General features: G+C 74.0%; 20 protein-coding genes. 6 read left to right on the plus strand and 14 right to left on the minus strand.

The genetic code is table 11. The annotated features are described in order from the left end of the window. Positions 1–522: 522 nt before the first annotated feature. Positions 523–3411, plus strand: a complete 2889-nt coding sequence (gene leuS, locus ACU610_RS03650; RefSeq protein ID WP_446766354.1) for a leucine--tRNA ligase — start codon at positions 523–525, stop codon at positions 3409–3411. Positions 3412–3558: 147 nt separating this feature from the next. Here the strand turns inward: leuS and lipB are convergent, their stop codons facing one another. From lipB to ACU610_RS03665, 3 genes are all read right to left on the minus strand, one after another. Then, a complete protein-coding gene (lipB, locus tag ACU610_RS03655) occupies positions 3559–4206 on the minus strand; it encodes a lipoyl(octanoyl) transferase LipB (RefSeq protein ID WP_446766355.1) in 648 nt (215 codons plus the stop codon). A 238-nt stretch (positions 4207–4444) separates the two neighbouring features. Further along, entirely contained in the window at positions 4445–5179 is a 735-nt protein-coding gene (locus ACU610_RS03660; protein WP_446766356.1) for a Type 1 glutamine amidotransferase-like domain-containing protein, read from the minus strand. Between the two features lie 2 nt (positions 5180–5181). Then, positions 5182–5406, minus strand: a complete 225-nt coding sequence (locus ACU610_RS03665; protein ID WP_446766357.1) for a hypothetical protein — start codon at positions 5404–5406, stop codon at positions 5182–5184. A 118-nt stretch (positions 5407–5524) separates the two neighbouring features. Here ACU610_RS03665 and ACU610_RS03670 point away from each other — a divergent pair, with 118 nt between their 5' ends. Then, positions 5525–7192: a protein kinase domain-containing protein gene (locus ACU610_RS03670; protein WP_446766358.1), complete on the plus strand. Its 1668-nt coding sequence runs from the start codon at positions 5525–5527 to the stop codon at positions 7190–7192. Positions 7193–7199: 7 nt separating this feature from the next. On the opposite strand, the gene ACU610_RS03675 is transcribed toward ACU610_RS03670, so the two are convergent. From ACU610_RS03675 to lpdA, 3 genes are all read right to left on the minus strand, one after another. Then, the gene (locus ACU610_RS03675; protein WP_446766359.1) at positions 7200–8108 is read right to left on the minus strand and encodes a TIGR01777 family oxidoreductase; all 909 of its coding nucleotides are present in this window, start codon (positions 8106–8108) and stop codon (positions 7200–7202) included. A 166-nt stretch (positions 8109–8274) separates the two neighbouring features. Continuing rightward, positions 8275–10170 carry a 2-oxoglutarate dehydrogenase, E2 component, dihydrolipoamide succinyltransferase gene (gene sucB / locus ACU610_RS03680; RefSeq protein ID WP_446766360.1) on the minus strand — a complete coding sequence of 632 codons (1896 nt, stop codon included), beginning with the start codon at positions 10168–10170 and terminating at the stop codon, positions 8275–8277. A gap of 53 nt (positions 10171–10223) precedes the next feature. Further along, the gene (gene lpdA / locus ACU610_RS03685; protein WP_446766361.1) at positions 10224–11603 is read right to left on the minus strand and encodes a dihydrolipoyl dehydrogenase; all 1380 of its coding nucleotides are present in this window, start codon (positions 11601–11603) and stop codon (positions 10224–10226) included. A 152-nt stretch (positions 11604–11755) separates the two neighbouring features. Here lpdA and ACU610_RS03690 point away from each other — a divergent pair, with 152 nt between their 5' ends. Then, positions 11756–12091, plus strand: a complete 336-nt coding sequence (locus ACU610_RS03690) for an oxidoreductase (protein ID WP_446766362.1) — start codon at positions 11756–11758, stop codon at positions 12089–12091. A gap of 39 nt (positions 12092–12130) precedes the next feature. Here ACU610_RS03690 and ACU610_RS03695 read toward each other — a convergent pair whose 3' ends face one another. Continuing rightward, positions 12131–13642: a leucyl aminopeptidase gene (locus tag ACU610_RS03695; RefSeq protein WP_446766363.1), complete on the minus strand. Its 1512-nt coding sequence runs from the start codon at positions 13640–13642 to the stop codon at positions 12131–12133. Positions 13643–13892: 250 nt separating this feature from the next. Between ACU610_RS03695 and gcvT the strand changes: the two genes are divergently transcribed. Further along, entirely contained in the window at positions 13893–15011 is a 1119-nt protein-coding gene (gcvT, locus tag ACU610_RS03700) for a glycine cleavage system aminomethyltransferase GcvT (RefSeq protein ID WP_446766364.1), read from the plus strand. Between the two features lie 56 nt (positions 15012–15067). Here gcvT and ACU610_RS03705 read toward each other — a convergent pair whose 3' ends face one another. The 4 genes from ACU610_RS03705 to ACU610_RS03720 are packed head-to-tail and all read right to left on the minus strand — an operon-like array spanning position 15068 to position 17373. Beyond that, positions 15068–16192 (minus strand): YihY/virulence factor BrkB family protein, encoded by a 1125-nt coding sequence (locus tag ACU610_RS03705; RefSeq protein WP_446766365.1) that lies wholly within the window; start codon positions 16190–16192, stop codon positions 15068–15070. 1 nt (position 16193) lies between these two features. Beyond that, positions 16194–16472 carry a DUF4235 domain-containing protein gene (locus ACU610_RS03710; protein ID WP_446766366.1) on the minus strand — a complete coding sequence of 93 codons (279 nt, stop codon included), beginning with the start codon at positions 16470–16472 and terminating at the stop codon, positions 16194–16196. Further along, on the minus strand, positions 16469–16939 hold the full coding sequence (locus ACU610_RS03715; protein WP_446766367.1) for a DUF3618 domain-containing protein: 471 nt from the start codon (positions 16937–16939) through the stop codon (positions 16469–16471). Before ACU610_RS03715 ends, ACU610_RS03710 begins: the two co-directional genes overlap by 4 nt. Then, positions 16936–17373, minus strand: coding sequence for a phage holin family protein (locus tag ACU610_RS03720; protein ID WP_446766368.1), 438 nt, complete (start codon positions 17371–17373; stop codon positions 16936–16938). The genes ACU610_RS03715 and ACU610_RS03720 overlap by 4 nt, the downstream gene beginning before the upstream one ends. A 118-nt stretch (positions 17374–17491) precedes the next feature. Here ACU610_RS03720 and ACU610_RS03725 point away from each other — a divergent pair, with 118 nt between their 5' ends. Continuing rightward, the gene (locus ACU610_RS03725) at positions 17492–17704 is read left to right on the plus strand and encodes a hypothetical protein (protein ID WP_446766369.1); all 213 of its coding nucleotides are present in this window, start codon (positions 17492–17494) and stop codon (positions 17702–17704) included. A gap of 157 nt (positions 17705–17861) precedes the next feature. On the opposite strand, the gene ACU610_RS03730 is transcribed toward ACU610_RS03725, so the two are convergent. Together ACU610_RS03730 and ACU610_RS03735 are read right to left on the minus strand one after the other, a co-directional pair. Then, the gene (locus tag ACU610_RS03730) at positions 17862–18845 is read right to left on the minus strand and encodes an aldo/keto reductase family protein (RefSeq protein WP_446766370.1); all 984 of its coding nucleotides are present in this window, start codon (positions 18843–18845) and stop codon (positions 17862–17864) included. Between the two features lie 160 nt (positions 18846–19005). Next, positions 19006–19614, minus strand: coding sequence for a DUF3043 domain-containing protein (locus ACU610_RS03735; protein ID WP_446766371.1), 609 nt, complete (start codon positions 19612–19614; stop codon positions 19006–19008). A gap of 146 nt (positions 19615–19760) precedes the next feature. On the opposite strand from ACU610_RS03735, the gene ACU610_RS03740 reads away from it, so the two are divergent. Beyond that, complete coding sequence (locus tag ACU610_RS03740; protein WP_091155242.1) at positions 19761–20108, plus strand: HesB/IscA family protein; 348 nt, start codon at positions 19761–19763, stop codon at positions 20106–20108. A 101-nt stretch (positions 20109–20209) separates the two neighbouring features. On the opposite strand, the gene asnB is transcribed toward ACU610_RS03740, so the two are convergent. Then, the gene (asnB, locus tag ACU610_RS03745) at positions 20210–22141 is read right to left on the minus strand and encodes an asparagine synthase (glutamine-hydrolyzing) (RefSeq protein WP_446766372.1); all 1932 of its coding nucleotides are present in this window, start codon (positions 22139–22141) and stop codon (positions 20210–20212) included. Between the last annotated feature and the right edge of the window lie 29 nt (positions 22142–22170).

Raw genomic sequence — 22170 nt, forward strand, 5'->3', positions numbered from 1 at the left:
ATCCTCGGGGACCCGCTTTGCGGCGCGCAGACAGAACACGGCCGCCGCGACGGGGACCGCGTTGAACAACAGCAGGTCGTAGACGATCGCGGTGCCGCCGGAGTGGGGCGCACTCCCGACTCCGGTCGCGAAGGCGGCGGCGCAGACGAGCACCGCGATGAGCGCTGCCCGCGGCAGCAGTCGTCCCCGTTCCGGCAGCTGGGTCGTCCTCACACGAGGGCATCGGCCCTCAGCCCGCGCAGGTGGAGGGAGCGGTCGGCACGCCTCACTCCTCAGGGGCTGTCGCGCCGCTCAGGTGGGGCACGGCCCGAGCACCCTACAGCTCTCCTCGAGGTCGAGGGTCTGCGCCGGTGCCGCGGCGCGAGGGAGCTGCGCGGTAGCATCGAGGGCGTGACCAGGCGGCTCCTCCTCGCGCGGCCGTGCTGACCTGAGATCCCCAGTCAGCACGGCGACCCCTCCTGCGTGAGGGGTCTTTTGCTGTCCGCCGCCGGTACGAGCACCCCGAGGACCAGGAGCACGACGATGAGCCAGACGGCCGACCAGCCGAGTGTCGAGCAGGCGGGGGACGTCCCGCCGCACCGCTACACGCCCGCCCTGGCGCAGCGCATCGAGCTCGCCTGGCAGGACCGCTGGGCGGCCGAGGGGACGTTCCACACCCCGAACCCGACGGGCCGGCTGTCCGAGGGCTTCGAGCGGGTCGCCGACCGGCCCAAGTACTTCGTGATGGACATGTTCCCGTACCCCTCGGGCGCCGGCCTGCACGTCGGCCACCCGCTGGGGTACCTGGGCACCGACGCCACCAGCCGGTTCCGCCGCATGGACGGCGCCAACGTGCTTCACCCCATGGGCTACGACGCCTTCGGCCTGCCCGCCGAGCAGTACGCCGTCCAGACCGGGCAGCACCCGCGGATCACCACCGAGGCCAACATCGCGGCCATCAAGGCCCAGCTGCGCCGGCTGGGCGTCGACCACGACGAGCGCCGCACCTTCGCGACGATCGACCCGGGCTACTACAAGTGGACCCAGTGGATCTTCCTGCAGGTCTTCGGCTCGTGGTTCGACGAGGAGGCCGGGAAGGCGCGCCGGATCGACGAGCTGGTCGCCGAGCTGGACGCCGGCACGCGCGAGCCCGCCCCGGGGACGAACGACACCGGCCGGCCGTGGGCCGAGCTGGACGACGTCGAGCGGCGGCGGATCGTCGACGCGCACCGGCTGGCCTACCTGCACCAGGCGCCGGTCAACTGGTGCCCGGGCCTGGGCACGGTGCTGTCCAACGAGGAGGTCACGCCCGACGGGCGCTCCGAGCGCGGCAACTTCCCGGTGTTCCGGCGTCCGCTGACCCAGTGGATGATGCGGATCACCGCCTACGCCGACCGGCTGCTGGACGACCTGGACCGGCTGGACTGGTCGGACTCGGTGAAGCTGATGCAGCGCAACTGGATCGGCCGCTCGGTGGGCGCGAAGATCCGCTTCGCCGCGGGTGACCCGAGCATCGAGGTCTTCACCACCCGGCCCGACACGCTGTTCGGTGCCACCTACATGGTGCTGGCGCCCGAGCACCCCCTGGTCGAGGCGCTGACCGCCGCCGCGTGGCCGGACGGCACCGACCCGCGGTGGACCGGGGGAGCGGCGACCCCGCGCGAGGCGGTGAAGGCATACCAGCTGCAGGCGTCCCGCCGCTCGGAGCTGGACCGGCAGGACACCGCCCGGGAGAGGACCGGCGTCTGGCTGGGCGTCACCGCGGTGAACCCGGTCAACGGCCGCGAGCTGCCGGTGTTCATCGCCGACTACGTGCTGACCGGGTACGGCACCGGAGCCATCATGGCCGTCCCCGGTGAGGACACCCGCGACTACGAGTTCGCGCAGGTCTTCGGGCTGCCCGTCGTCCGCACGGTGCAGCCGCCGGAGGACTTCGAGGGCGGCGCCTACACCGGCGCCGGCCCGATGATCAACTCGGCCAACGACGAGATCTCGCTGAACGGCCTGGACAAGGCGACGGCCATCGCGCGGATCACCGACTGGCTGGTCGAGCACGGCCACGGCGAGGCGACCACCACCTACAAGCTGCGCGACTGGCTGTTCAGCCGACAGCGCTACTGGGGCGAGCCCTTCCCGATCGTCTACGACGAGAACGACCTGCCCGTCGCCGTCCCGGACTCGATGCTGCCGGTGCTGCTGCCCGAGGTCGACGACTACTCGCCCAAGACGTACGCCGACGACGACGCCGACTCCCTGCCCGAGCCGCCGCTGTCGCGCGTCACCGACTGGACGACGGTGGAGCTGGACCTCGGCGACGGGCCGAAGAAATACCGGCGCGAGACCAACACGATGCCCAACTGGGCCGGCTCGTGCTGGTACTACCTGCGCTACCTGGACCCCTCCGACGACACCCGCATGGTCGACCCGGAGCTGGAGCGCTACTGGCTGGGCCCACGCGAGCCCGGCGACGTCGGCGGCGTCGACCTGTACGTCGGCGGCATGGAGCACGCCGTGCTGCACCTGCTGTACGCGCGCTTCTGGCACAAGGTGCTGCACGACCTGGGCTACGTCTCCAGCCAGGAGCCGTTCCGCCGGCTGGTCAACCAGGGCTACATCTCCGCCTACGCCTACACCGACGAACGCGGCTTCTACGTGCCCGCAGCCGAGGTGGTCGAGGAGGACGGCCGGTTCACCCACGAGGGCAGGCCCGTCAACCGTGAGTACGGGAAGATGGGCAAGAGCCTGAAGAACATGGTGACGCCGGACGAGATGATCGCCGCGTACGGCGCCGACACGCTCCGGGTCTACGAGATGTCGACCGGCCCGCTGGAGCAGTCCCGGCCGTGGGAGACGAAGGCCGTCGTCGGCTCGCAGCGGCTGCTCCAGCGGATCTGGCGTGTCGTCGTCGACGAGGAGACCGGCGCGGTCCGGACGGCGGACGACGTGGAGCCGGCCGAGGAGACGCTGCGGGCGCTGCACCGGGCGATCGCCGGGGTCCGCGACGGCATGGCGACGCTGCGCTTCAACATCGCCATCGCCCGGATCACCGAGCTGACCAACCACCTGACGCAGGCGTACGGCGGCGACTCCGCGGTGCCGCGGTCGGTGGCCGAGCCGCTGGTGCTGCTGGTCGCGCCGCTGGCCCCGCACATCGCCGAGGAGCTGTGGGCGCGGCTGGGCCACGAGCACTCGCTGGCCTGGCACCCGTTCCCCGAGGCCGACGAGCGCTGGCTGGTCGAGGACACGGTGCAGGTCGCCGTCCAGGTCAACGGCAAGGTGCGCGCCCAGGTGACCGTGCCGGCGGACGCCGACGCCGCCGCGCTGGAGGCCGCCGCCCGGGCCGACGAGAAGGTCGCGGCGCACCTGGACGGGAAGACGGTGCGCCGCGTCGTCGCCGTCCCCGGCCGGCTGGTCAACTTCGTCCTGGGGTAGCGGCACCGTCGTCCTGCCGGACGCCTCCGCCGGGCCCGGACACCGTCGTCCCCCCGGACGCCGGGGTCCTGGTGCCGTCCCCTGTCGGACGAGCCGCCGCTGTCGCGCCTGCGCGGACCCCTCCGGGTCCACTCGGCGCGGCAGCGGTCACCCGGTCAGGACCGCGCGCATCGCCTTCTCGACCGGCTCGAGGGCCTCGTCGATCGTCACGTCGCGGCCCAGCTCGGCCGACAGCGAGGTGACGCCGGCGTCGACGATGCCGCACGGGACGATCGCACCGAAGGCGCCGAGGTCGGGGTCGCAGTTGAGTGCGAAGCCGTGCATCGTCACGCCGCGGGCCACCCGGATGCCGATCGCGGCGATCTTGCGCTCGGGCCGCCACCGGCTGCCCGGGCCGGGCTCGTCGGCGGGCAGCCAGACGCCGCTGCGCCCCTCGACCCGCCCGGCCTCGACGCCGAAGCCGGCGCAGACCTCGATGAGCGCGCCCTCCAGCCGGCGGACGTAGGCGACCACGTCGACCGGGTCGGGCAGCGCGACGATCGGGTAGCCGACCAGCTGGCCCGGGCCGTGCCAGGTGATCTTCCCGCCGCGGTCGACGTCGACCACGGGCGTGCCGTCCTGGGGCCGCTCGTGCGGCTCGGTCCGCTTGCCGGCGGTGTAGACCGACGGGTGCTCGAGGAGGAGCAGCGTGTCGGGACCCTCGCCGGCCACCCGGGCGGCGTGCAGCTCGCGCTGGCGCTCCCAGGCCTCCTCGTAAGGGACCCTGCCCGCCCGGATCACCTGCAGCTCAGTCACGCGTCCAGCGTAGTGAAAGGACCGGCCTGCCCCGCACCGCGTAGAAGGCCCCGTCCTCCTCGCCGTGCAAGGACCCGTGATCCCCACCCTTCGTAGGAGGACCCCGTCCTCCTCACCGCTCGCAAGCGCTCGCGGCGAGCCTGTGGACGGGGCCGCGGCGGGACCCTGCAGGGGGCGGCGGTGCCCTGGACGGGGCCGCGGCGAACCTCTGGACGGGGCCTCCCGGTACGGGGCCGTCCTAGCGCAGCCGCCGGGCTGCGATGCGGGTCTCGACCGCGGTGCCGTCGGGACCCCGCTCCACCCGGTAGGCGGCCCTGTCCGGCCGGTCGGCGACCGCCTCCACCAGCTCGGTGCCGCGGTAGACCAGCCCCACCCCGTCGTCGGTGGCGTGCCCCCCGGGCAGCGTGCCGTCGGCGACGAGCCGGTGGTACAGCGGACGGCGCTGCTCCTCGGAGTCGTAGTGCACCCCGTTGGACGTGGGGATGAGCCCCAGCCCGTTGGTCACCGGGCGCAGGTCGGGGCCGTAGGAGTCGGTGGTACCGCCGACGTGCCAGCACAGCGACCCGGCCGACACCCCGCCCAGGACGACACCGGCCTCCCACACCTCGCGGAACACCTCGTCCAGCCCGTGCACCCGCCACACCGCGAGCAGGTTGGCCACGCTGCCGCCGCCGACCCAGACGACGTCCTGGGCCAGCAGGTGGGCGCGGACGTCGGGCACGGTGGGCATCGGGAAGAGGCTCAGGTGGCTGACCTGCACCCCACTGCCGGCGAAGGCGCCGTACACGCCGGCCACCCGCACCGGGTCGTCGCCGGTGGCGGTGCCGAGGTAGCACAGGCGCGGCCGCTCGGGCGCACCCGCCAGCTCGAAGGCGAGGTCGAAGACGGGACCCGGTGCCCAGTCGTAGGGACCGCGACCTCGGGAGTCGAAGCCGATGCTCGTGGCCAGGATGGTCGGGGCGGTGGCGGGCACGGTCAGGCAGCTCCTCGCTGGTCGGGGCCCAGGGCGCGCAGGACGGCGCGGGGGACCCACGCCCCACCGGCCGTGGCGCCCCGGATGGACGGGGTGTCGTGGGGGTCGGCGGCCACGAGCAGCCCGCGGCCGAGGTCGACCGGTCGCCGCAGGCGCAGCGGCGGGACGGGAACCGACCAGCCGGCCGGCCCGGCCCGGCCGACGTGGGCGCGGACGGGCAGCGGCATGGCCCGAACCTAGGACGCCGGGAGCCGTCCCGTCCGTCCGGGGCGGGGTCCGTGGACGCGGCCGGTGCCTGTGGACGGCGTCAGCGGGATGGCCGCCGGTCCGCTTACGGTGCCCGCCATGCCCGCGTCCTCTCCAGCGCCCGTGGTCCCCGGCTACCGGCTCGAGGAGCTGCTCGGTCGGGGCGGCTCCGGCGAGGTGTGGCGTGCGGTGCCCCGGTCCGGCGGTCCTGCGGTCGCCGTCAAGCTGCTGGTGGCCGGGGACGCCGAGCGGCAGGCCCGCGAGGCTGCGCTGCTCGGGGAGCTCGACCACCCGCACCTGGTCCGGTTGCACGAGGTGGTGCACGAGCCACGTCGCGGCGGTCAGCCGCGGGTGGCCCTCGTCGTGGACCTGCTGGCCGGCGGCAGCCTGGCCGCGCTGCTGGCCCGCCGCGGCCGGTTGCGTCCCGGGGAGGTGGTCACCGCCCTCGCCCCGGTGGCCGCCGCTCTGGCGCACGCGCACGAACGCGGGGTCGTGCACGGCGACCTCTCACCCGGCAACGTCGTGTTCACCGCCGAGGGCCGCCCGGTGCTCACCGACCTCGGGGTGGCGCGGGTGCTGGGTGAGGAGGCGGCCCGTGAGGTCACGCCGGCCTACGTCGACCCCACCGTGGCCCGCGGCGGAGCGCCCGGCCCGGCCTCGGACGTCTTCGGCGTCGCCGCCGCGGCCTTCCACGCGCTGACCGGGGTCGCGCCGTGGAACGCCGCGACGCCCGCCGACACGCTCCGGGTGGCCGCCGAGGGCGTCCTGCCCGACCTCGCGGAACTCGCACCCGGCGCCCCGCCGGACCTGCTCGCCGTGATCGCCCGCGGTCTCTCGGCCGACCCGCACGACCGCGGGTCGGCCGCCGCCTTCGCCCTGGACCTGCGGCACGCCTGCCGTCCCGAGCCGGTGCGGCTGCCGCAGGCGGGAGTGCCCGACGAGGAGCTCGCCCGCACCGGCCGTGGTCCGCGCACCGAGCTGACCCACCAGGTCCCCGGACGGCACCGACCGGTCGCCGACGAGGCGCCGCCCGACCGCACCGGCCTGCGCGGCCGGCTCGCGGCGTCCGGGCCGCTGCTGCGCCGGGGTGCGGTCCTGGCCGGCACGGTCGCCGTCGTCGTCCTCGGACTGCAGCTCGGCGACCGGTGGGGCAGCGCTCCGGCGCCGGAGCCGACCGCCCTGACCGACCGCGCCGCCGGCACACCGCGCACGCCGCAGCCGGTGCCCGACCCGCCCGCAGCCGCGCCGACGTCGGCTGCCTCGAGCCCCGCGGCCCCACCACCGTCGATCCCTGCGCCCGGGACCTCGGCTGACCCGCCGCCGGCCCCTGCACCGGAGCCCGCTGCGCCCGAGGCGGCTGCCCCGCCCGAGGAGGACTGGCGCGATCGCCTCACCCACCTGTACCAGCGCCGGGCGGAGGCACTGGCCACCGCGTCCGTGCCGCTGCTCGACGACGTGTACGTCCCCGGCAGCACCCTCCTCACGGCCGACCGGGACAGCGTGGCCGCCCTGGTCGCCGCCGGAGAGGCGCTGCGCGGCTTCGCGCCGCAGGTGGTCAGCGCGACCCTGGTCGACGGCACGCCCGGCGCGGGCCCGGTGACCCTGCGCGTGGTGGACCGCTGGCCGGCCTACGAGGTGGTGCGAGCGGCCGATCCCGGGGGCCCGCCGCTGCGCAGGGTCGACGAACGGGGCGAGGCGGAGGTGCGCATGACGATCGAGGCCACCGCTGAGGGGTGGCGGATCTCGTCGGCCGAGCGGCTGGGGTGAGGTGGGGTCAGCCGCGCTGCAACGCCGCGCGCAGCGCGTCGTCGAGCTCGGGGTGCGTCCACCGGTAGCCGGACCGCTCGAGGACCGCGGGAACGGCGCGCTGACCGACCAGCACGCTGGAGCGACCGAACTCACCGAGGGCCAGCGACAGCACGGGGCCGGGGACCGGGAGGACCGCCGGCCGGTGCACCGCAGCGGCGAGGCGCCGGACGAACTCGGCATTGGTTACTGGGCGGGGGCCGGTGAGGTTGACCGGTCCGGAGACGTCGGCGGACAGCAGGAACCGGATCGCGTCGACCTCGTCGTCCAGGCTGATCCACGGCCAGTACTGCCGTCCCGAGCCCATCCGCCCGCCGAGGCCGGCCCGGAAGACCGTGCCCAGGATGCGCATCAGCATGGCGTCGCGGCCGACGACCAGGCCGGTGCGCAGGTGCACCACGCGCACACCCGCGTCCTCGGCAGGGCGGGTGGCCGCCTCCCAGTCGGCGCACAGCCGGGCCAGGAAGTCACTGCCGGGCGGTGCGTCCTCCTGCACCGGCCGGTCGCCGGTGTCGCCGTAGTAGCCCACGGCCGAGGCGGAGAGCAACACCCGACGGCGTCCCGGGGCGGCCGCGGCTGCCCCGGCCAGCGCCTCGCTCACCGTGACCGTGCTGTCGAGCCGGCTGGAGCGCAACTGCTCCTTGTAGCCGGCCGTGAAGGGCCGCGGCCGGATGGGCGTGCCGGCCAGGTTCACCACGGCGTCGACGTCGGACAGCAGGGCCGGGTCGATCCGCCGGTGCTGGGGGTCCCACCGGTGCTCGTCGGCCGTCCGCGGCGTGCGGCGCACCAGCCGCAGCACCTCGTGACCGTCGGCCCGCAGGGCGGTCACCAGGCGCGTCCCGATCAGCCCGGAGGAGCCGGTGACCGCGACCTTCATCTGTCTCCTCCACAGTGCGGGACGCGATCGGGACCCCGGCTGCTGCCGGGGCCCCGATCGATGGCCCGCTGCAGGGCCCCGTCGCCGGCCCCGTCCCGAGGCTCGCCCCGGCTTGCGAGGGGTGAGGAGGACGGGGTCCTTCCACGATGGGGGCAGGGGTCCTTGTTCAGGAGAGGCCGAGCTCGCCGTGGAACTGAGCGCCCTCCAGCCGCTCCTTCACCGTCCCGAGGAAGCGGGCGGCGTCGGCGCCGTCGACGATCCGGTGGTCGTAGGTCAGCGCCAGGTAGACCATCGACCGGACCGCGATCACCTCGCCGAGGTCGGGGTCCTGGACGACGACCGGGCGCTTGACCACGGTGCCCACGCCGAGGATCGCCACCTGCGGCTGGTTGATGATCGGCGTGTCGAACAGCGCCCCGCGACTGCCGGTGTTGGTCAGCGTGAAGGTGCCGCCACCGAGCTCGTCCGGGGTGACCTTGTTGGTGCGGGTCCGCTCGGCCAGGTCGGCGATCTTGCGGGCCAGCCCGCCGATGCTCAGGTCGCCGGCCTCCCTGATGACCGGGACCAGCAGACCGCGCTCGGTGTCGACCGCGATGCCCAGGTTCTCGGCGTCGTGGTAGGTCACCGTGCCGGCCTCGAGGTCGATCGAGGAGTTCACGGCCGGGTGGGCCTTGAGCGCCTCGACGGCCGCCTTGGCGAAGAACGGCAGGAACGACAGCTTGACGCCCTCACGGGCCTCGAAGTCCCTCTTGGCACGGTCCCGCAGCCGGGCGATGGCGGTGACGTCGGCCTCGACGACCGTCGTCAGCTGCGCGCTGACCGCCAGCGACTCCACCATCCGGCGGGCGATGACCGTGCGCAGCCGGGAGAGCTTCTCGGTGCGCCCGCGCAGCGAGGTGTCGGGCTGGGCCGCCGGTGACGGGCTCGGTGCCGGCCGGCCGGGGGCGGCAGCCGGGGCCGGGGCCTCCGCGGGGGCGGACGCCTTCTCGGCGGCGGCGAGGACGTCCTGCTTGCGGATCCGCCCGCCGACGCCGGTACCGGTCACCGAGGACAGGTCGACGCCGCGCTCGGCGGCCAGCCGGCGCACCAGCGGGGTGACGTACTGCCCGCCCCCGTCACCGGCGGGTGCCGGAGCCGGGGTCTTCGGTGCCTCGGGCGCCTGGGGGGCGACCGCCTGGGCCGGTGAGGGCGCGTCGGTGGGAGACGTGCTCGGCAGCACGCCGCCGGAGCCGTAGTCGGCACCGGGCTGCTCCGAGGACGGCTCTGCCCGCTGCGGCGTCGGGTCGGCCTGCGGGGTCGGACGCGTCGCCTGCGCAGGGGGCGCCGGCTCACGCGGGGCCTCCTGCGACTGCGGCTCCTGCTCGGCCGGGGCCGAGGGGGCCGGGGCCTGCGCCGCGGCGCCCCCGCCGGCGGACCCGGAGCCGATGACGGCCAGCTCGGCGCCGACCTCGACCGTCTCGTCCTCGTTCACCGAGATCGACAGGAGCGTTCCCGACACCGGCGCGGGGATCTCGGTGTCGACCTTGTCGGTGGAGACCTCGAGCAGCGGCTCGTCGGCGGTCACCTCGTCGCCGACGGACTTCAGCCAGCGGGTGACGGTGCCCTCGGTGACGCTCTCGCCGAGCGCCGGCATGGTCACCGGCGTCCCCTCGCCGCCGCCCTGACCACCGCCCTGGCCGCCGTCGCCGGAGGCCGGGGCGGCCGCGGCCGGCTGCGGCGCGTCCGACGGACCGGGACCGGCGTCCTCGACCTGGTCGGCCGGGGTCTGCGGGGTGGTGTCGGTGTCCTCGGCCGATGCGGGGCCTGCGGGCGCGCTGCCGTCGCCGTCCCCGCCGATGACCGCGAGCTCCGCGCCGACCTCCACCGTCTCGTCCTCGGCGACGAGGATCCTGGTCAGCACGCCGGCCGCCGGCGAGGGGATCTCGGTGTCCACCTTGTCGGTCGAGACCTCGAGGAGGGGCTCGTCGACCTCGACCTGCTCACCCTCCTGCTTGAGCCATCGGGTGACCGTGCCCTCGGTGACGCTCTCGCCCAGGGCGGGCATGGTGACGGAGGTCGGCATCGGGGCAGGGCTCCTTCTGGCTGGCGCTGGTGGGTGGGGAGGTGGTGCGGAGGTCAGCCGTGCACGTGCAGCGGCTTGCCGGCGAGCGCGAGGTGGGCCTCGCCCAGGGCCTCGCTCTGCGTCGGGTGCGGGTGGATGAGGGCGGCGACGTCGTCGGCCTCGGCCTCCCAGTTGTAGATCAGCTGGGCCTCGGCGATCAGCTCGCCGACCCGGCTGCCGACCATGTGCACGCCGACCACGGGGCCGTCGACGGCCTGCACGAGCTTGACCGCGCCGGCGGTCTTGAGGATCTGGCTGCGGCCGTTGCCGCCGAGGTCGTAGGTGAGGACCTTGACCTCGCCGAAGCGCTCCTTGGCCTGCGCCTCGGTGAGACCGACCGAGGCGACCTCCGGGTCGGAGTAGGTGATCCGCGGGACCCCGGCGTAGTCGATCGGGGCGGGCTCGAGGCCGGCCAGCCGCTCGGCGACGAGGATCCCCTCGGCGAAGCCGACGTGGGCCAGCTGCAGGGTCGGGATCAGGTCGCCGACGGCGGAGATGGTGGGCACGTTGGTGCGCAGGTACTCGTCGACGAGCACGAAGCCGCGCTCCATGGCGACGCCGGCCTCCTCGTAGCCCAGGCCCTGGCTGACCGGTCCGCGGCCCACGGCCACGAGCAGCAGCTCGGCCTCGAACTCCTTGCCGTTCTCGAGCGACACCTTGACGCCGTTCTCGGTGTGCTGCACGCCCGAGAAGCGGCTCCCGAGCTCGAAGCCGATCTTGCGGCGGCGGAAGGCGCGCTCCAGGAGCTTGGAGGACGACTCGTCCTCGAGGGGCACCAGGTGCGGCAGGGCCTCGATGATGGTGACGTCGACGCCGAAGGACTTCCAGGCACTGGCGAACTCGCAGCCGATCACGCCGCCACCGAGGATGATCGCCGAGGCCGGCACCCGGTCCATCTTCAGCGCATGGTCGCTGGTGATGACCCGGGTGCCGTCGATCTCGAGACCGGGCAGCGAGCGGGCGTAGGAGCCGGTCGCCAGCAGGACGTGGCGGCCCTCGTAGCGCTGGCCGTTCACCTCGACCGCGGTGGGGGAGACCAGCCGGCCCTCGCCCTCGACGTACTGGATCTTGCGGCTCTTGATCAGGCCCTGCAGGCCCTTGTAGAGCCGGGAGACGACGCCGTCCTTGTAGCTGTTGACGCCGTCCATGTCGATGCCGGCCAGCGACGTCTTGACGCCGAACTGCTCGCCCTCCCGGGCCAGGTCGGCGACCTCGCCTGCGTGCAGCAGGGCCTTGGTGGGGATGCAGCCGCGGTGCAGGCAGGTGCCGCCGACCTTGTCCCTCTCGACGAGGACGACGGACATGCCGAGTTCGGCAGCACGCAGCGCGGCGGCGTAGCCACCCGAGCCACCACCGAGGATGACCAGGTCGGCGGGGGAGGTGGGTGAGCTCACGAGTTCTCCTCGGGTGCCGGGGTCCCGTCTGCGTTCACGCGGGCGGGGATGGTCCGCGCCCATCCTGCCACTCCGGGAACGCGCCCGCGGGCTGCACCGTTGCCAGCGCGGACGTCGCGCGCGAGCGCGTCCTCGGCGGGACGGGAGCGGACATGGGGCTGTGGGGCCGGCTGCGGGGGCGGGCGCCCGGCCGCGGCACGCTCGACCGGGGTTCCGGGCGGGCCGACGTCACCCACCTCGAGCAGTTCGTCGCGAGCCGGCGTGGCGTCGAGGGGTACGTCGAGCCCCGGACGGCGGTCACCGAGACCACGATCGTCCTGGTCGCCGCGGACGGGGAGTGGACCCGGCGACGGATCGACGGCCCGGACACCGCCCGGCGGCTCTCCCGCGAGCTCGGCATCCCCGTCTACGACGCGCAGGTGACCGGCTACCCGCAGCGGATGCGGGACTGGTCGAAGGACCACAGGCAGGGGCCCGCCACTCGCTGACGCTGGCGGCGGGCCCCTGCCTGTGGCCGTTCCCTCACGTCACTGATCGGCGATGAGGTCCTCGATGGTCGCCAGCAGCGTGCGCACCGGCACGCCGGTCCCGCCCTTGGGCGTGTACCCCCACGGCGCGCCGGTGTTGTAGCTCGGGCCGGCGATGTCGATGTGCGCCCACGGCAGCCCGTCGGGCACGAACTCGGCGAGGAAGTGCGCCCCGACGAGCATCCCGCCCATCCGGTCGGCGTTGGCGTTGACGAAGTCCGCGACGGGCGAGTCCAGCCCGCGGCGCAGCTCGGCCGGCATCGGCATCGCCCACATCGCCTCGCCGCTGCGGGCGGAGGCGGCCACGACGGCGTCGCGCAGGTCGTCGCTGCCCATCACGCCGGCGGTGCGCGAGCCCAGGGCGACCAGCTGCGCGCCGGTCAGCGTGGAGGTCTCCAGGATCGCGTCGGGGGAGTCCTCGGCGGCCCGCGCCAGGGCGTCGGCCAGGATCACGCGGCCCTCGGCGTCGGTGTTGGTGATCTCGGCCTTCTTGCCGTTGCGGAAGGTCACCACGTCGGCGGGGCGGTAGGCCGAGCCGCTGGGCAGGTTCTCGGCCATCGGTACGGTGGCGGTGACCTCGACGGGCAGACCGAGCTGGGCGACCAGGCAGACGGTGGCGATCACGGCGGCCGCCCCCGCCATGTCGCTGGTCATGTGGTGCATGTTGGCGGCCGGCTTGATCGACAGGCCGCCGCTGTCGAAGGTGATGCCCTTGCCGACCAGCGCGACCTTCTTGCGCGCCCTCTTCCCGCGGTAGGTCAGCCGGAGCACGCGGGGTCCACGCGTCGAGCCGCCGCCGACGGCGAGGACGCCGCCGTAGCCGCCGGCGGCCAGGGCCGCCTCGTCGAGCACCTCGACGTCCAGCCCGGCGCGCTTGCCCGCCGCGGCGCCCCGCGCCGCCAGCTCGGCCGGGAAGAGGTCGTTGGGCGGGGTGTTGACCAGGTCGCGCACCAGCGCGACGGCGTCGGCGACGGCGCGGACGCGCTCCAGCGGCCCCTTCGCGGCCCCGGCGTCGGGGACGACCACGGTGAACTCGCGCGGCGGGACGGGCCGGCCGGCGGTGTCGGACTTGTAGGCGGTGAACTCGTAGGCACCCAGCAGGCTGCCCTCGCCGACGGCGTGCAGCCGCAGCTCGTCGGGTGTCCCGCCGACCGCGGCCAGCAGGGTGACGACCGAGCCGCGGCCCGACAGCGCCCGGCTGGCGGCACCGGCGGCCCGGCGGACCGCGTCGGGGGCGTACCCGCCTCCGGTCTGAGGTGCGCCGAGGCCGACGGCGGCGACGACGGGGAACGGGCCCTGACCGAGCGCGGCGACCCGGGTGACCTCGTCCTCCGCACCGCGGGCGGCCAGGTCGGCGAGGGCGGGCAGCAGGCGACCGCCCAGCAGCCGGTCGACGGCCTCCGCGCCGGGCGTGGGGAGCGGGCCGTCGGGCCCCTTCCCGATGCCGACGACGACGGCGTCGGCGGAGAGCTTCTCGAGCGGGCGGTCGGTGGCGGAGATCGTCGGCGGCACCGCTCGATCCTAGAAGGACCCCTCTGCCCCCACCGTTCGCCAGCTCACGGGTGGCCCCTGCAGAGGGGCCACCCGTCCTCCCCGGCCTCCCCAGCCTCGGGCCGGACCCGGGACGGGGCCGCCCTGCCCCCACCTCCGCGGTGACCCCCTCCCGGGCACCGCGAACGGTGGGAGTGAGGGGCCCTTGTGCCTGCAGGTGTGCCTGCGGGCGGGCCCACCGGTCACCGCCGGCACCGATAGCGTGCCGTCCGTGACCCCGCTGACCTCCCCCCTGCACGACCGGCACGTCGCGGCCGGTGCCAAGCTGGCCGACTTCGGCGGCTGGTCGATGCCGATCGAGTACGCCGGGGGCGGGGTGCTGGCCGAGCACGAGGCCGTCCGCACGCGTGTGGGCCTGTTCGACGTCTCGCACCTGGGCACCGCGACGGTGCGCGGCCCGGGGGCGGCGGCCTTCGTCGACAGCTGCCTGACCAACGACCTGTCCCGCATCGGACCGGGCCAGGCGCAGTACACGATGTGCTGCCTGCCCGACGGCGACCCGCGTGCCGGGGGAGTGGTCGACGACCTGATCGTCTACCTGCACGGCCCGGACGACGTCCTGCTCGTGCCCAACGCCGCCAACGCCGCCGAGGTGGTGGCCCGGCTCACCGACGCCGCACCGGCCGGAGTGACGGTCACCGACCGGCACACCGAGGTCGCCGTCCTGGCCGTGCAGGGGCCCCGGTCACCGCAGCTGCTGGCGTTCCTCGGGCTGCCCGGCGAGCTGCCGTACATGTCCTTCGTGACCGGTGTGGGCGGCGGCTCCGCAGAGGTCACCGTCTGCCGCACCGGCTACACCGGCGAGCACGGCTACGAGCTGCTGGTGGCCGCCGACCGCGCCGGCGAGCTGTGGGACGTCCTGGTGGAGACCGGTCAGGACGAGGGCCTGCGGCTGTGCGGGCTGGGCGCTCGCGACACGCTGCGCACCGAGATGGGGTACCCGCTGCACGGCCACGAGCTCTCGACCGACATCACGCCGGTGCAGGCCCGCGCCGGCTGGGCGGTGGGCTGGCGCAAGCCGGCGTTCTGGGGCCGCGAGGCGCTGCTCGCGGAGAAGGAGGCCGGTCCGGCGCGGCTGCTGTGGGGGCTCCGGGCGGCCGGGCGGGGCATCCCGCGTCCGGGCATGGCGGTGATGGACGCCGACGGCGCCCGGGTCGGCGAGGTCACCAGCGGCACGTTCTCGCCGTCCCTGCGCACCGGCATCGCCCTGGCCCTCCTGGACACCGCCTCCGGCGTCGGCGAGGGCAGCGAGCTGGCCGTGGACGTGCGCGGGCGGCCGCAGACCGTGCAGGTCGTGCGGCCGCCCTTCGTCCCCTCGCACGTGCGCTGAGGCCCCCTGCAGGGTCCCGCCGCGAGCTGCGAGCGGTGGGAGGCAGGGGTCCTTGTTCAGCTGCGCTGGTGTGACTCCTTGGTCGGCACCGGCGGGTCGGGCAGCGAGTCGGCCATCGTGGCGTCGCGCTCGCCCATCGGCTGGGGCGGGCCCTGGGTCGTGTCCTCCGCCGTCTGGTGCTCGGCCTCGGAGTTGATCTCCGCGCCGAGCAGGATCAGGTAGCAGGTCAGGTACAGCCACAGCATCAGCACGATGACGCCGGCGATCGTCCCGTAGGTCTTGTCGTAGGACCCGAAGTTGTCGACGTAGATGCTGAAGCCGAGGCTCACCAGCGCCCAGATGACGGTGACGACGACGGCGCCGAGACTCACCCAGCGCAGCTGCGGGGCGTCCCGGTCCGGGGCGACCCGGTACAGCACCGCCAACGACCCGGCGAAGATGCCGAGCAGCAGGACCCATCGGACCACCTGCGCGAGCACGGTGGCGAACGGGCCGAGCGGCAGCAGGTCCAGGAGGTTGGGGACCACCGCGACGAGGGCGAAGGTGATCAGCACGAAGAGGATCGCGCCGAGCGTCAGCCCCAGGGAGATCGCCTTGCGCTTGACGAAGCCGCGGGTCTCCACCTCGTCGTAGGCCAGGTTGACCGCGGTCACCAGGTTCCCGACGCCACCCGAGGCGCTCCACAGCGCACCGAGCACAGAGGCGATCAGCCCGAAGCTGAGCGCCCCGCCGCTGTTGGTCACGATGCTGTTGAGCTGGTTCCCGATCAGGTCGGCGGCGCTCTCCGGCAGCTGTGCCGAGAGGTCCTCGACCTGCTGAGCGACCGACTCCGGGGAGGCCACCAGCCCGTAGATGTTCAGCATCGCGATCAACGCGGGGAAGATCGCCAGGAAGCCGAAGAACGCCACGCCGCCACCGATGATCGGCATGTTGTCGGCGTTGTTCTCTGCCCACGCCCGTCGCACGATCTGCTTCCAGCCCCGCCAGGGGATCTCGGTCGGCTTGTCCGCGGTGATGCCGGGCAGCTGCTGCTCGTCCGGCGCCCCCGGCGGCAACCGGTCGGCCTGCGGGTCCGGCCCGCGGGTCTCCGCAGCCCGCGCGGCTGCCCGTCGTGCCGCCTTCTCCTCGACCCGCTGGCGGATGCGGTCGACGGCGCTGTCGCGGTGTCGGGTGCCGGCCACGTCAGTCGCCCGGCCAGCTGCCGGTCAGCTTCGTGAAGCCGCGCGCACCGGCGCGGTCGATCGCCGCCTTCGTCGCAGCGAAGATGGCGCCCTGCAGAGCGGCAGCGAGGAGGACCTCCTTCATCGAGTACTCGCTCTGCAGCGCGTCGGGCGCGTCCTCCGCGTTCGCCACGCGCTTCCAGACCTGCTTGAACACCGCGCCGGACACCACACCGGCCAGGACGCCGCCCAGCAGGCCGATCGGCCGGTAGGCCAGCTTGGCTCCCTTGCTGCTGGTCACTTCGTCCTCCTCACGGCCCGGCGGGCCTTCGCCCTCTTCGCCGCCCTCTTCGCCGTCCTCTTCGCGGTCTTCCTCGCCGCCTTGCGGGCCGCCTTCTGCGCGGCGGCACGTCGGGCGGCGGCCGCCTTCGCCTCGCGCTTGGCCGCGCGCTTGGCCGCGCGCCGGGCGACCCGGCGGTCCTTCGTCCGGCGCCGCCACACCAGCAGGCCGAGCAGCGCGGCCACGCCGGCGCCGGCGCCGATGACCGTGGGTGGGCTCTCGCGGTAGGTCTCCACCGCGGTGTCGCGGGCCCGGTAGGCGCTCTCCCGCGCCCGCTCGGGGACGTCGAGGCGGTGCGAGAGCTCGTCGACGGTGCGACCGAGCTGCTCGCGGGTGGCCTCGATCTCGGCCTTGATGGCGTCCGGGTCGTTCGCCGGCGGCTGGTTGTTCGTCGTCCCGCCCGGGCCCTGGCTGGCTGGTGTGCTCACCGGCGCGCACTCTCCTTCACCGTCTGGATGTCGGCCTTGGTACTGGCGATGGCCTCGGTCGGCACGGGGGGCGTGCCCTTCTCGACGTCCTTCTTGCCGACCAGAGCGAGCACGCCGGCGACGGCGAGGAGCACGACCGCCACGATGAGCGCGGCCAACCAACCGGGCAGCACGAGGGCGAGGGCGAGGACGGCGGCGGCGATGAGCACGGCCGTGCCGAAGAAGGCGAGCAGGCCGGCGCCGCCGAACAGGCCGGCGCCGATGCCGAGCCGCTTGGCCTTCTGGGTGACCTCGGCCTGCGCGAGCCGGGCCTCGTCACGCACGAGCCGGCTGATCTGCTCGGTCAGCTGACCGACGAGCTGGCCGGTCGAGGCGTCCTCGGGAGCGGGGGGCGGGGTGGGTGCGCGGCTGGCACCCGTAGTGGGGTCGGTCATCGGTCCTCCGAGCGGGAGTGTGTCGATGTCCTCAGATGCCCCCGATGATCGCCGGGGTAACCAGTCGCGGGTCACACTCCGGGCACGGCCGGCCCGGCGGGTCTATAGCCTGCGGCGCATGAGCTGGTACTGGCGCCTGGAGGACCCCTCGGGCGCGGAGCTCGACCCCGCCGCGATCGGGGTCGAGGTGCCGCGTGCGGACAACCAGGGCGACGCGGAGTCCTGGCTGGGGGAGAACTGGCGCGACCTGCTCGAGCGCGGGGTGGCGACCGTGACCCTCCTCGACGGCGGGCAGGAGGTCTACGGCCCCATGGGCCTCGCCCCCACCTGAGCCCGCCCGAGTAGAGCCGGGCGGGCCCAGGAGGACCCAAGTGGCCCCGCCGGCCCCGTCCAGAGGCTGGCCCGCGAGCCTGCGGGCGGAGGGCCTGCTACGAGTGGCGGTGAGCAGGGGTCCTCCTCCGGAGGGTGGGGAGGACCGGGCCCTCCTCCTAACCGCGGGCGGTCTTGGCGGGGTCACGCTCGACGACGTCCCCCAGGACCTCGTCGATGCGCGCCAGGACGTCGGCGTCGAGGACCACCCCGGCTGCCGCCACGTTGTCCTGCACCTGCTCGGGCCGGCTCGCGCCGATGATCGCGGCCGCGACGTTGGGGTTCTGCAGCACCCACGCGATGGCCAGCTGCGCCATGGAGAGGCCGAGGTCCTCGGCGACCGGCCGCAGCCCCTGCACCGCGGTGAGGACGTCGTCCCGCAGGAACCGCCGCATCGACCCGCCCGCCTCGGCGTGCCCGCCGCGGCTGTCGGCCGGCGGCTGCTGACCGGGCAGGTACTTGCCGGTGAGCACGCCCTGCGCCAGCGGGGACCACACGATCTGCGAGATCCCCTCCTTCTCGGAGGTGGGCACGACCTCGTCCTCGATGACCCGCCACAGCATCGAGTACTGCGGCTGGTTGCTGATCAGCTGGATGCCGAGGTCGCGGGCGAGGGCGGCGCCGGCGGCGATCTCGTCGGCGTTCCACTCCGAGACGCCGATGTAGAGCACCTTGCCGGCCCGGACGAGGTCGGCGAAGGCGGTCATCGTCTCCTCCAGCGGCACCGTCGGGTCGTAGCGGTGCGCCTGGTAGAGGTCGACGTAGTCGGTCTGCAGCCGCCGCAGCGAGGCGTGGCAGCTCTCGGTGATGTGCTTGCGGGACAGGCCGCGGTCGTTGTGGCCCGGGCCGGTCGGCCAGTAGACCTTGGTGAAGACCTCGAGCCCCTCGCGGCGCTGGCCGGCCAGCGCGCGGCCGAGCACCGCCTCGGCCCGGGTGCCGGCGTAGACGTCGGCGGTGTCGAAGGTGGTGATGCCGGCGTCGAGGGCGGCGCGGACGCAGGCGTGCGCCGCGTCCTCCTCGACCTGGCCGCCATGGGTCAGCCAGTTGCCGTAGGCGATCGCGGAGATGGTGAGGCCGGAGCGGCCCAGTCGTCGGGATTCCACGCCGACCGACGCTAGCCCCGCGGGCGCGCCGGGGCGTCCCGGGCCCGTTGACGTGCCGGAACGGCCCCCCTGCAGGGTCCCGTCGCGAGCGTGGTGACGTGCTGGAACGGCCCCGCGTCAGGGCCCCGTCCCGAGCGGGCGAGGGACGCGGGGTCCTTCGTCAGACCTGGGCGCCCAACGGGACCTCGGGCTTCGGGAAGCGCCAGCGGCGGACCATGGTGGCGCGGCTGATCCCGTACCAGACCAGCCCCTTCATCCTGTGGTCCTGGTTCGGGAAGCGCTCGAGCACCCTCTTCTTGATCCGCCGGCCCAGGACGATCGAGTCGGCGATGATCAGCAGGAAGAAGACCAGCCAGATGGAGACGGTGTAGCTGCGCACCTGCTCGTTGGGCACGAAGTTGCCGATGAGCACCAGCCCGGCGACGAGGAGGAAGAAGCTGCCGGCGTTGCGGCGGGCGTCGACGACGTCGCGGACCAGCTTGCGGACCGGGCCGCGGTCGCGGGCCGGCAGGTAGGCCTCGTCGCCACGCGCCGCGCCGGCGCGGGCGGCCCCGCGGTTGGCCGCCTGCTGCTCGCGCATCCGCTTGTAGGCCTCCTTGCGGGTCTGCGGAGGCGGCGGGGGAGGACCGGGACGACGTCCCTGGGCCTCGTGGCGCTTGGGCGTGGGCCGGCCCTTGCCGCCCGTCTTCACCAGCTGCGAGGTCGGGTCGGCGGCGGGGTCGGGCGCGGCCTCGGTGCGGTCGCGGCGCCCGGGCAGGCGGAGCTTCACGGCTCCGAGTCTACGTGTGACCTCGGTCGATCCCGGTCCGCACGGCACCCCACGCCGTACAGTGGGAAGAGGCTCCGCTCCGGCGGTGTTGGCCTGCTGCAGGACGTGCCGCAGCAGGCACCCTCGAACGTGGGAGGACATCCAACATGACGGTGCAGGACACCACGGCCACCGGCGTCATCCTCAGCGACCCCGCTGCCGCCAAGGTCAAGGCGCTGCTGGACCAGGAGGGTCGCGACGACCTCCGCCTGCGCATCGCCGTCCAGCCCGGCGGCTGCTCGGGCCTGCGCTACCAGCTCTTCTTCGACGAGCGGTTCCTCGACGGCGACCAGACCTACGAGTTCGGTGGGGTCGAGGTCATCGTCGACCGGATGAGCGGTCCCTACCTCGGCGGCGCCGTGATCGACTTCGTGGACACGATCGAGAAGCAGGGCTTCACGATCGACAACCCGAACGCCACCGGCTCCTGCGCCTGCGGCGACTCCTTCAGCTGAGTCACTGACACCGCGGTCCTCCGGACCGCACCGCGGCACCGCCGACGCGACGGAGGCCCGGTCCCTCCCGCGGGAGGGACCGGGCCTCCGTCGCGTCGGGACTACAGCCGGACCGGGTAGACGGTCTCGGGGACGTCGACCTTGATGCGCTGCTCGACGAAGACGCCGTGCCACACCATGAAGACCAGCAGCGTCCACAGCTTGCGGGAGAGGTCGACCGGCGAGCCGGACCGGTGGTTGTCGCGGTGGGCGTCGAGCATCCAGAGGATCTGCCGCCGGTCGAGCCACTCGTCGGTCTGGCTCTCCTCGACGATCTGCCGCGCCCAGTCGTGCAGGTCCTCGGCCAGCCAGTGCCGGGTCGGGACGGGGAAGCCGAGCTTGCGGCGGTGGAGCACGTGCGGCGGCACGATCTGCTCGAGCGCCTTGCGCAGCGCGTACTTCGTCGTCTCCTTCGTCACCCGCTGGTCGACCGGCAGCGTGCCGGCGACCGCGAAGACCTCCGGGTCGAGGAAGGGCACCCGCAGCTCGAGCGAGTTGGCCATGGTCATCTTGTCGGCCTTGACCAGGATGTCGCCGCGCAGCCAGGTGAACAGGTCCACGTACTGCATGGCGGTCACGTCGTCGTAGCCCGCTGCCCGGGTGCGCTCGTAGAGCTCGCGGGTGACGGCGACGTGCGACAGGTCGGGGTCACGACGCTCGAGGAAGCCGAGCTCGTCGTCCCGGAAGATGCGCGCGTTGCCGTAGTAGCGCTGCTCGAGCGGGATGGAGCCGCGACGCAGCAGGTCCTTGCCGCGCATGCCGTCGGGCAGCCTCGCCGACAGCGCGCCGAGCGCCCGGCGGATGCCGCCGGGCAGCTTGTCGAACGCCGCCAGCGACAGCGGCTCCCGGTAGATGTTGTAGCCGCCGAAGAGCTCGTCGGCGCCCTCACCGGAGAGCACCACCTTCACGTGCTTGCGGGCCTCGCGGGCGACGAAGTACAGCGGCACGAGCGCGGGGTCGGCGACCGGGTCGTCGAGGTACCAGACGACCAGCGGGATCGACTCGGCGAACTCCTCGGGCGTCACCACCTTCGTCACGTGCTCGACGCCGATCGCGGCCGCCGACTCCGCAGCGACGTCGATCTCCGAGTAGCCCTCCCGCTCGAAGCCGACCGTGAAGGTCATCAGGTCGGGGTTGTACCGCTTGGCCAGCGCGGCGATCGCGGTCGAGTCGATGCCGCCGGAGAGGAACGAACCGACGGTGACGTCGGCGCGCATGTGCACGCGCACCGAGTCGTCGAGCACCGCGGCGATGCGGTCGTAGAGGCCCTGCTGCTCGTCCGCGGCGACCGGCCGGACGGGGAAGGTCGGGTGGAAGTAGCGGCTGGTGTGCAGCTCGCCGTCCACCACGGTGAAGCTCGTGCCGCTCTCGATCCTCCGGATGCCGCGGTGCAGCGTCGCCGGCTCGGGGACGTACTGCAGCGTCAGGTAGTGCTGCAGCGAGGCGGAGTCCACACCGCCGGCGGCGTCGCTGCCGCCGAGCAGCTCCAGCAGCGCCTTCTTCTCGGAGCTGAAGACCAGTGCGCCGTCGGCCAGTCGGGCGGTGAACAGCGGCTTGATGCCGAAGGGGTCGCGGGCGCCGAACGCCGTCCCGGTCCGGGTGTCCCAGATGATGAAGGCGAACATGCCGCGCAGCCGCCGGACGACGTCCTGACCCCAGTAGTGGTAGCCGGCGACGATCGCCTCGGTGTCCCCCTCGGTGGCGAAGCGGGCGCCGAGGGCCGCGAGCTCCTGGCGCAGCTCCACGTAGTTGTAGATCTCGCCGTTGAAGACGATCCGGTAGCGGCCGTCGGCGTAGGGCATCGGCTGGTGGCTGTGCTCGATGTCGATGAAGGCCAGCCGGTTGAAGCCGAAGGCGACCCGTGCGTCGTTCCAGACCTGGGTCTCGTCGGGGCCGCGGTGCCGCAGGCAGTGCAGCGCCTCGCGCACCTCCTTCACGCGGGTGTCGTCGACGCGATCGGCGTCGGTGGACAGGTAGGCGAGCAGGCCGCACATGGGCGTGGTTCTCCGAGGGTCGTGGTGTG

The sequence above is a fragment of the Geodermatophilus sp. URMC 61 genome, from assembly GCF_052931555.1.

What these genes read in the sequence shown, in the direction of transcription:
- leuS (WP_446766354.1), top strand. Translation starts at nt 523, where the DNA reads ATGAGCCAGACGGCCGACCAGCCGAGTGTCGAGCAGGCGGGGGACGTC.
- ACU610_RS03665 (WP_446766357.1), bottom strand. Translation starts at nt 5,406, where the DNA reads ATGCCGCTGCCCGTCCGCGCCCACGTCGGCCGGGCCGGGCCGGCCGGC.
- ACU610_RS03670 (WP_446766358.1), top strand. Translation starts at nt 5,525, where the DNA reads ATGCCCGCGTCCTCTCCAGCGCCCGTGGTCCCCGGCTACCGGCTCGAG.
- ACU610_RS03675 (WP_446766359.1), bottom strand. Translation starts at nt 8,108, where the DNA reads ATGAAGGTCGCGGTCACCGGCTCCTCCGGGCTGATCGGGACGCGCCTG.
- sucB (WP_446766360.1), bottom strand. Translation starts at nt 10,170, where the DNA reads ATGCCGACCTCCGTCACCATGCCCGCCCTGGGCGAGAGCGTCACCGAG.
- ACU610_RS03690 (WP_446766362.1), top strand. Translation starts at nt 11,756, where the DNA reads ATGGGGCTGTGGGGCCGGCTGCGGGGGCGGGCGCCCGGCCGCGGCACG.
- ACU610_RS03720 (WP_446766368.1), bottom strand. Translation starts at nt 17,373, where the DNA reads ATGACCGACCCCACTACGGGTGCCAGCCGCGCACCCACCCCGCCCCCC.
- ACU610_RS03725 (WP_446766369.1), top strand. Translation starts at nt 17,492, where the DNA reads ATGAGCTGGTACTGGCGCCTGGAGGACCCCTCGGGCGCGGAGCTCGAC.
- ACU610_RS03740 (WP_091155242.1), top strand. Translation starts at nt 19,761, where the DNA reads ATGACGGTGCAGGACACCACGGCCACCGGCGTCATCCTCAGCGACCCC.
- asnB (WP_446766372.1), bottom strand. Translation starts at nt 22,141, where the DNA reads ATGTGCGGCCTGCTCGCCTACCTGTCCACCGACGCCGATCGCGTCGAC.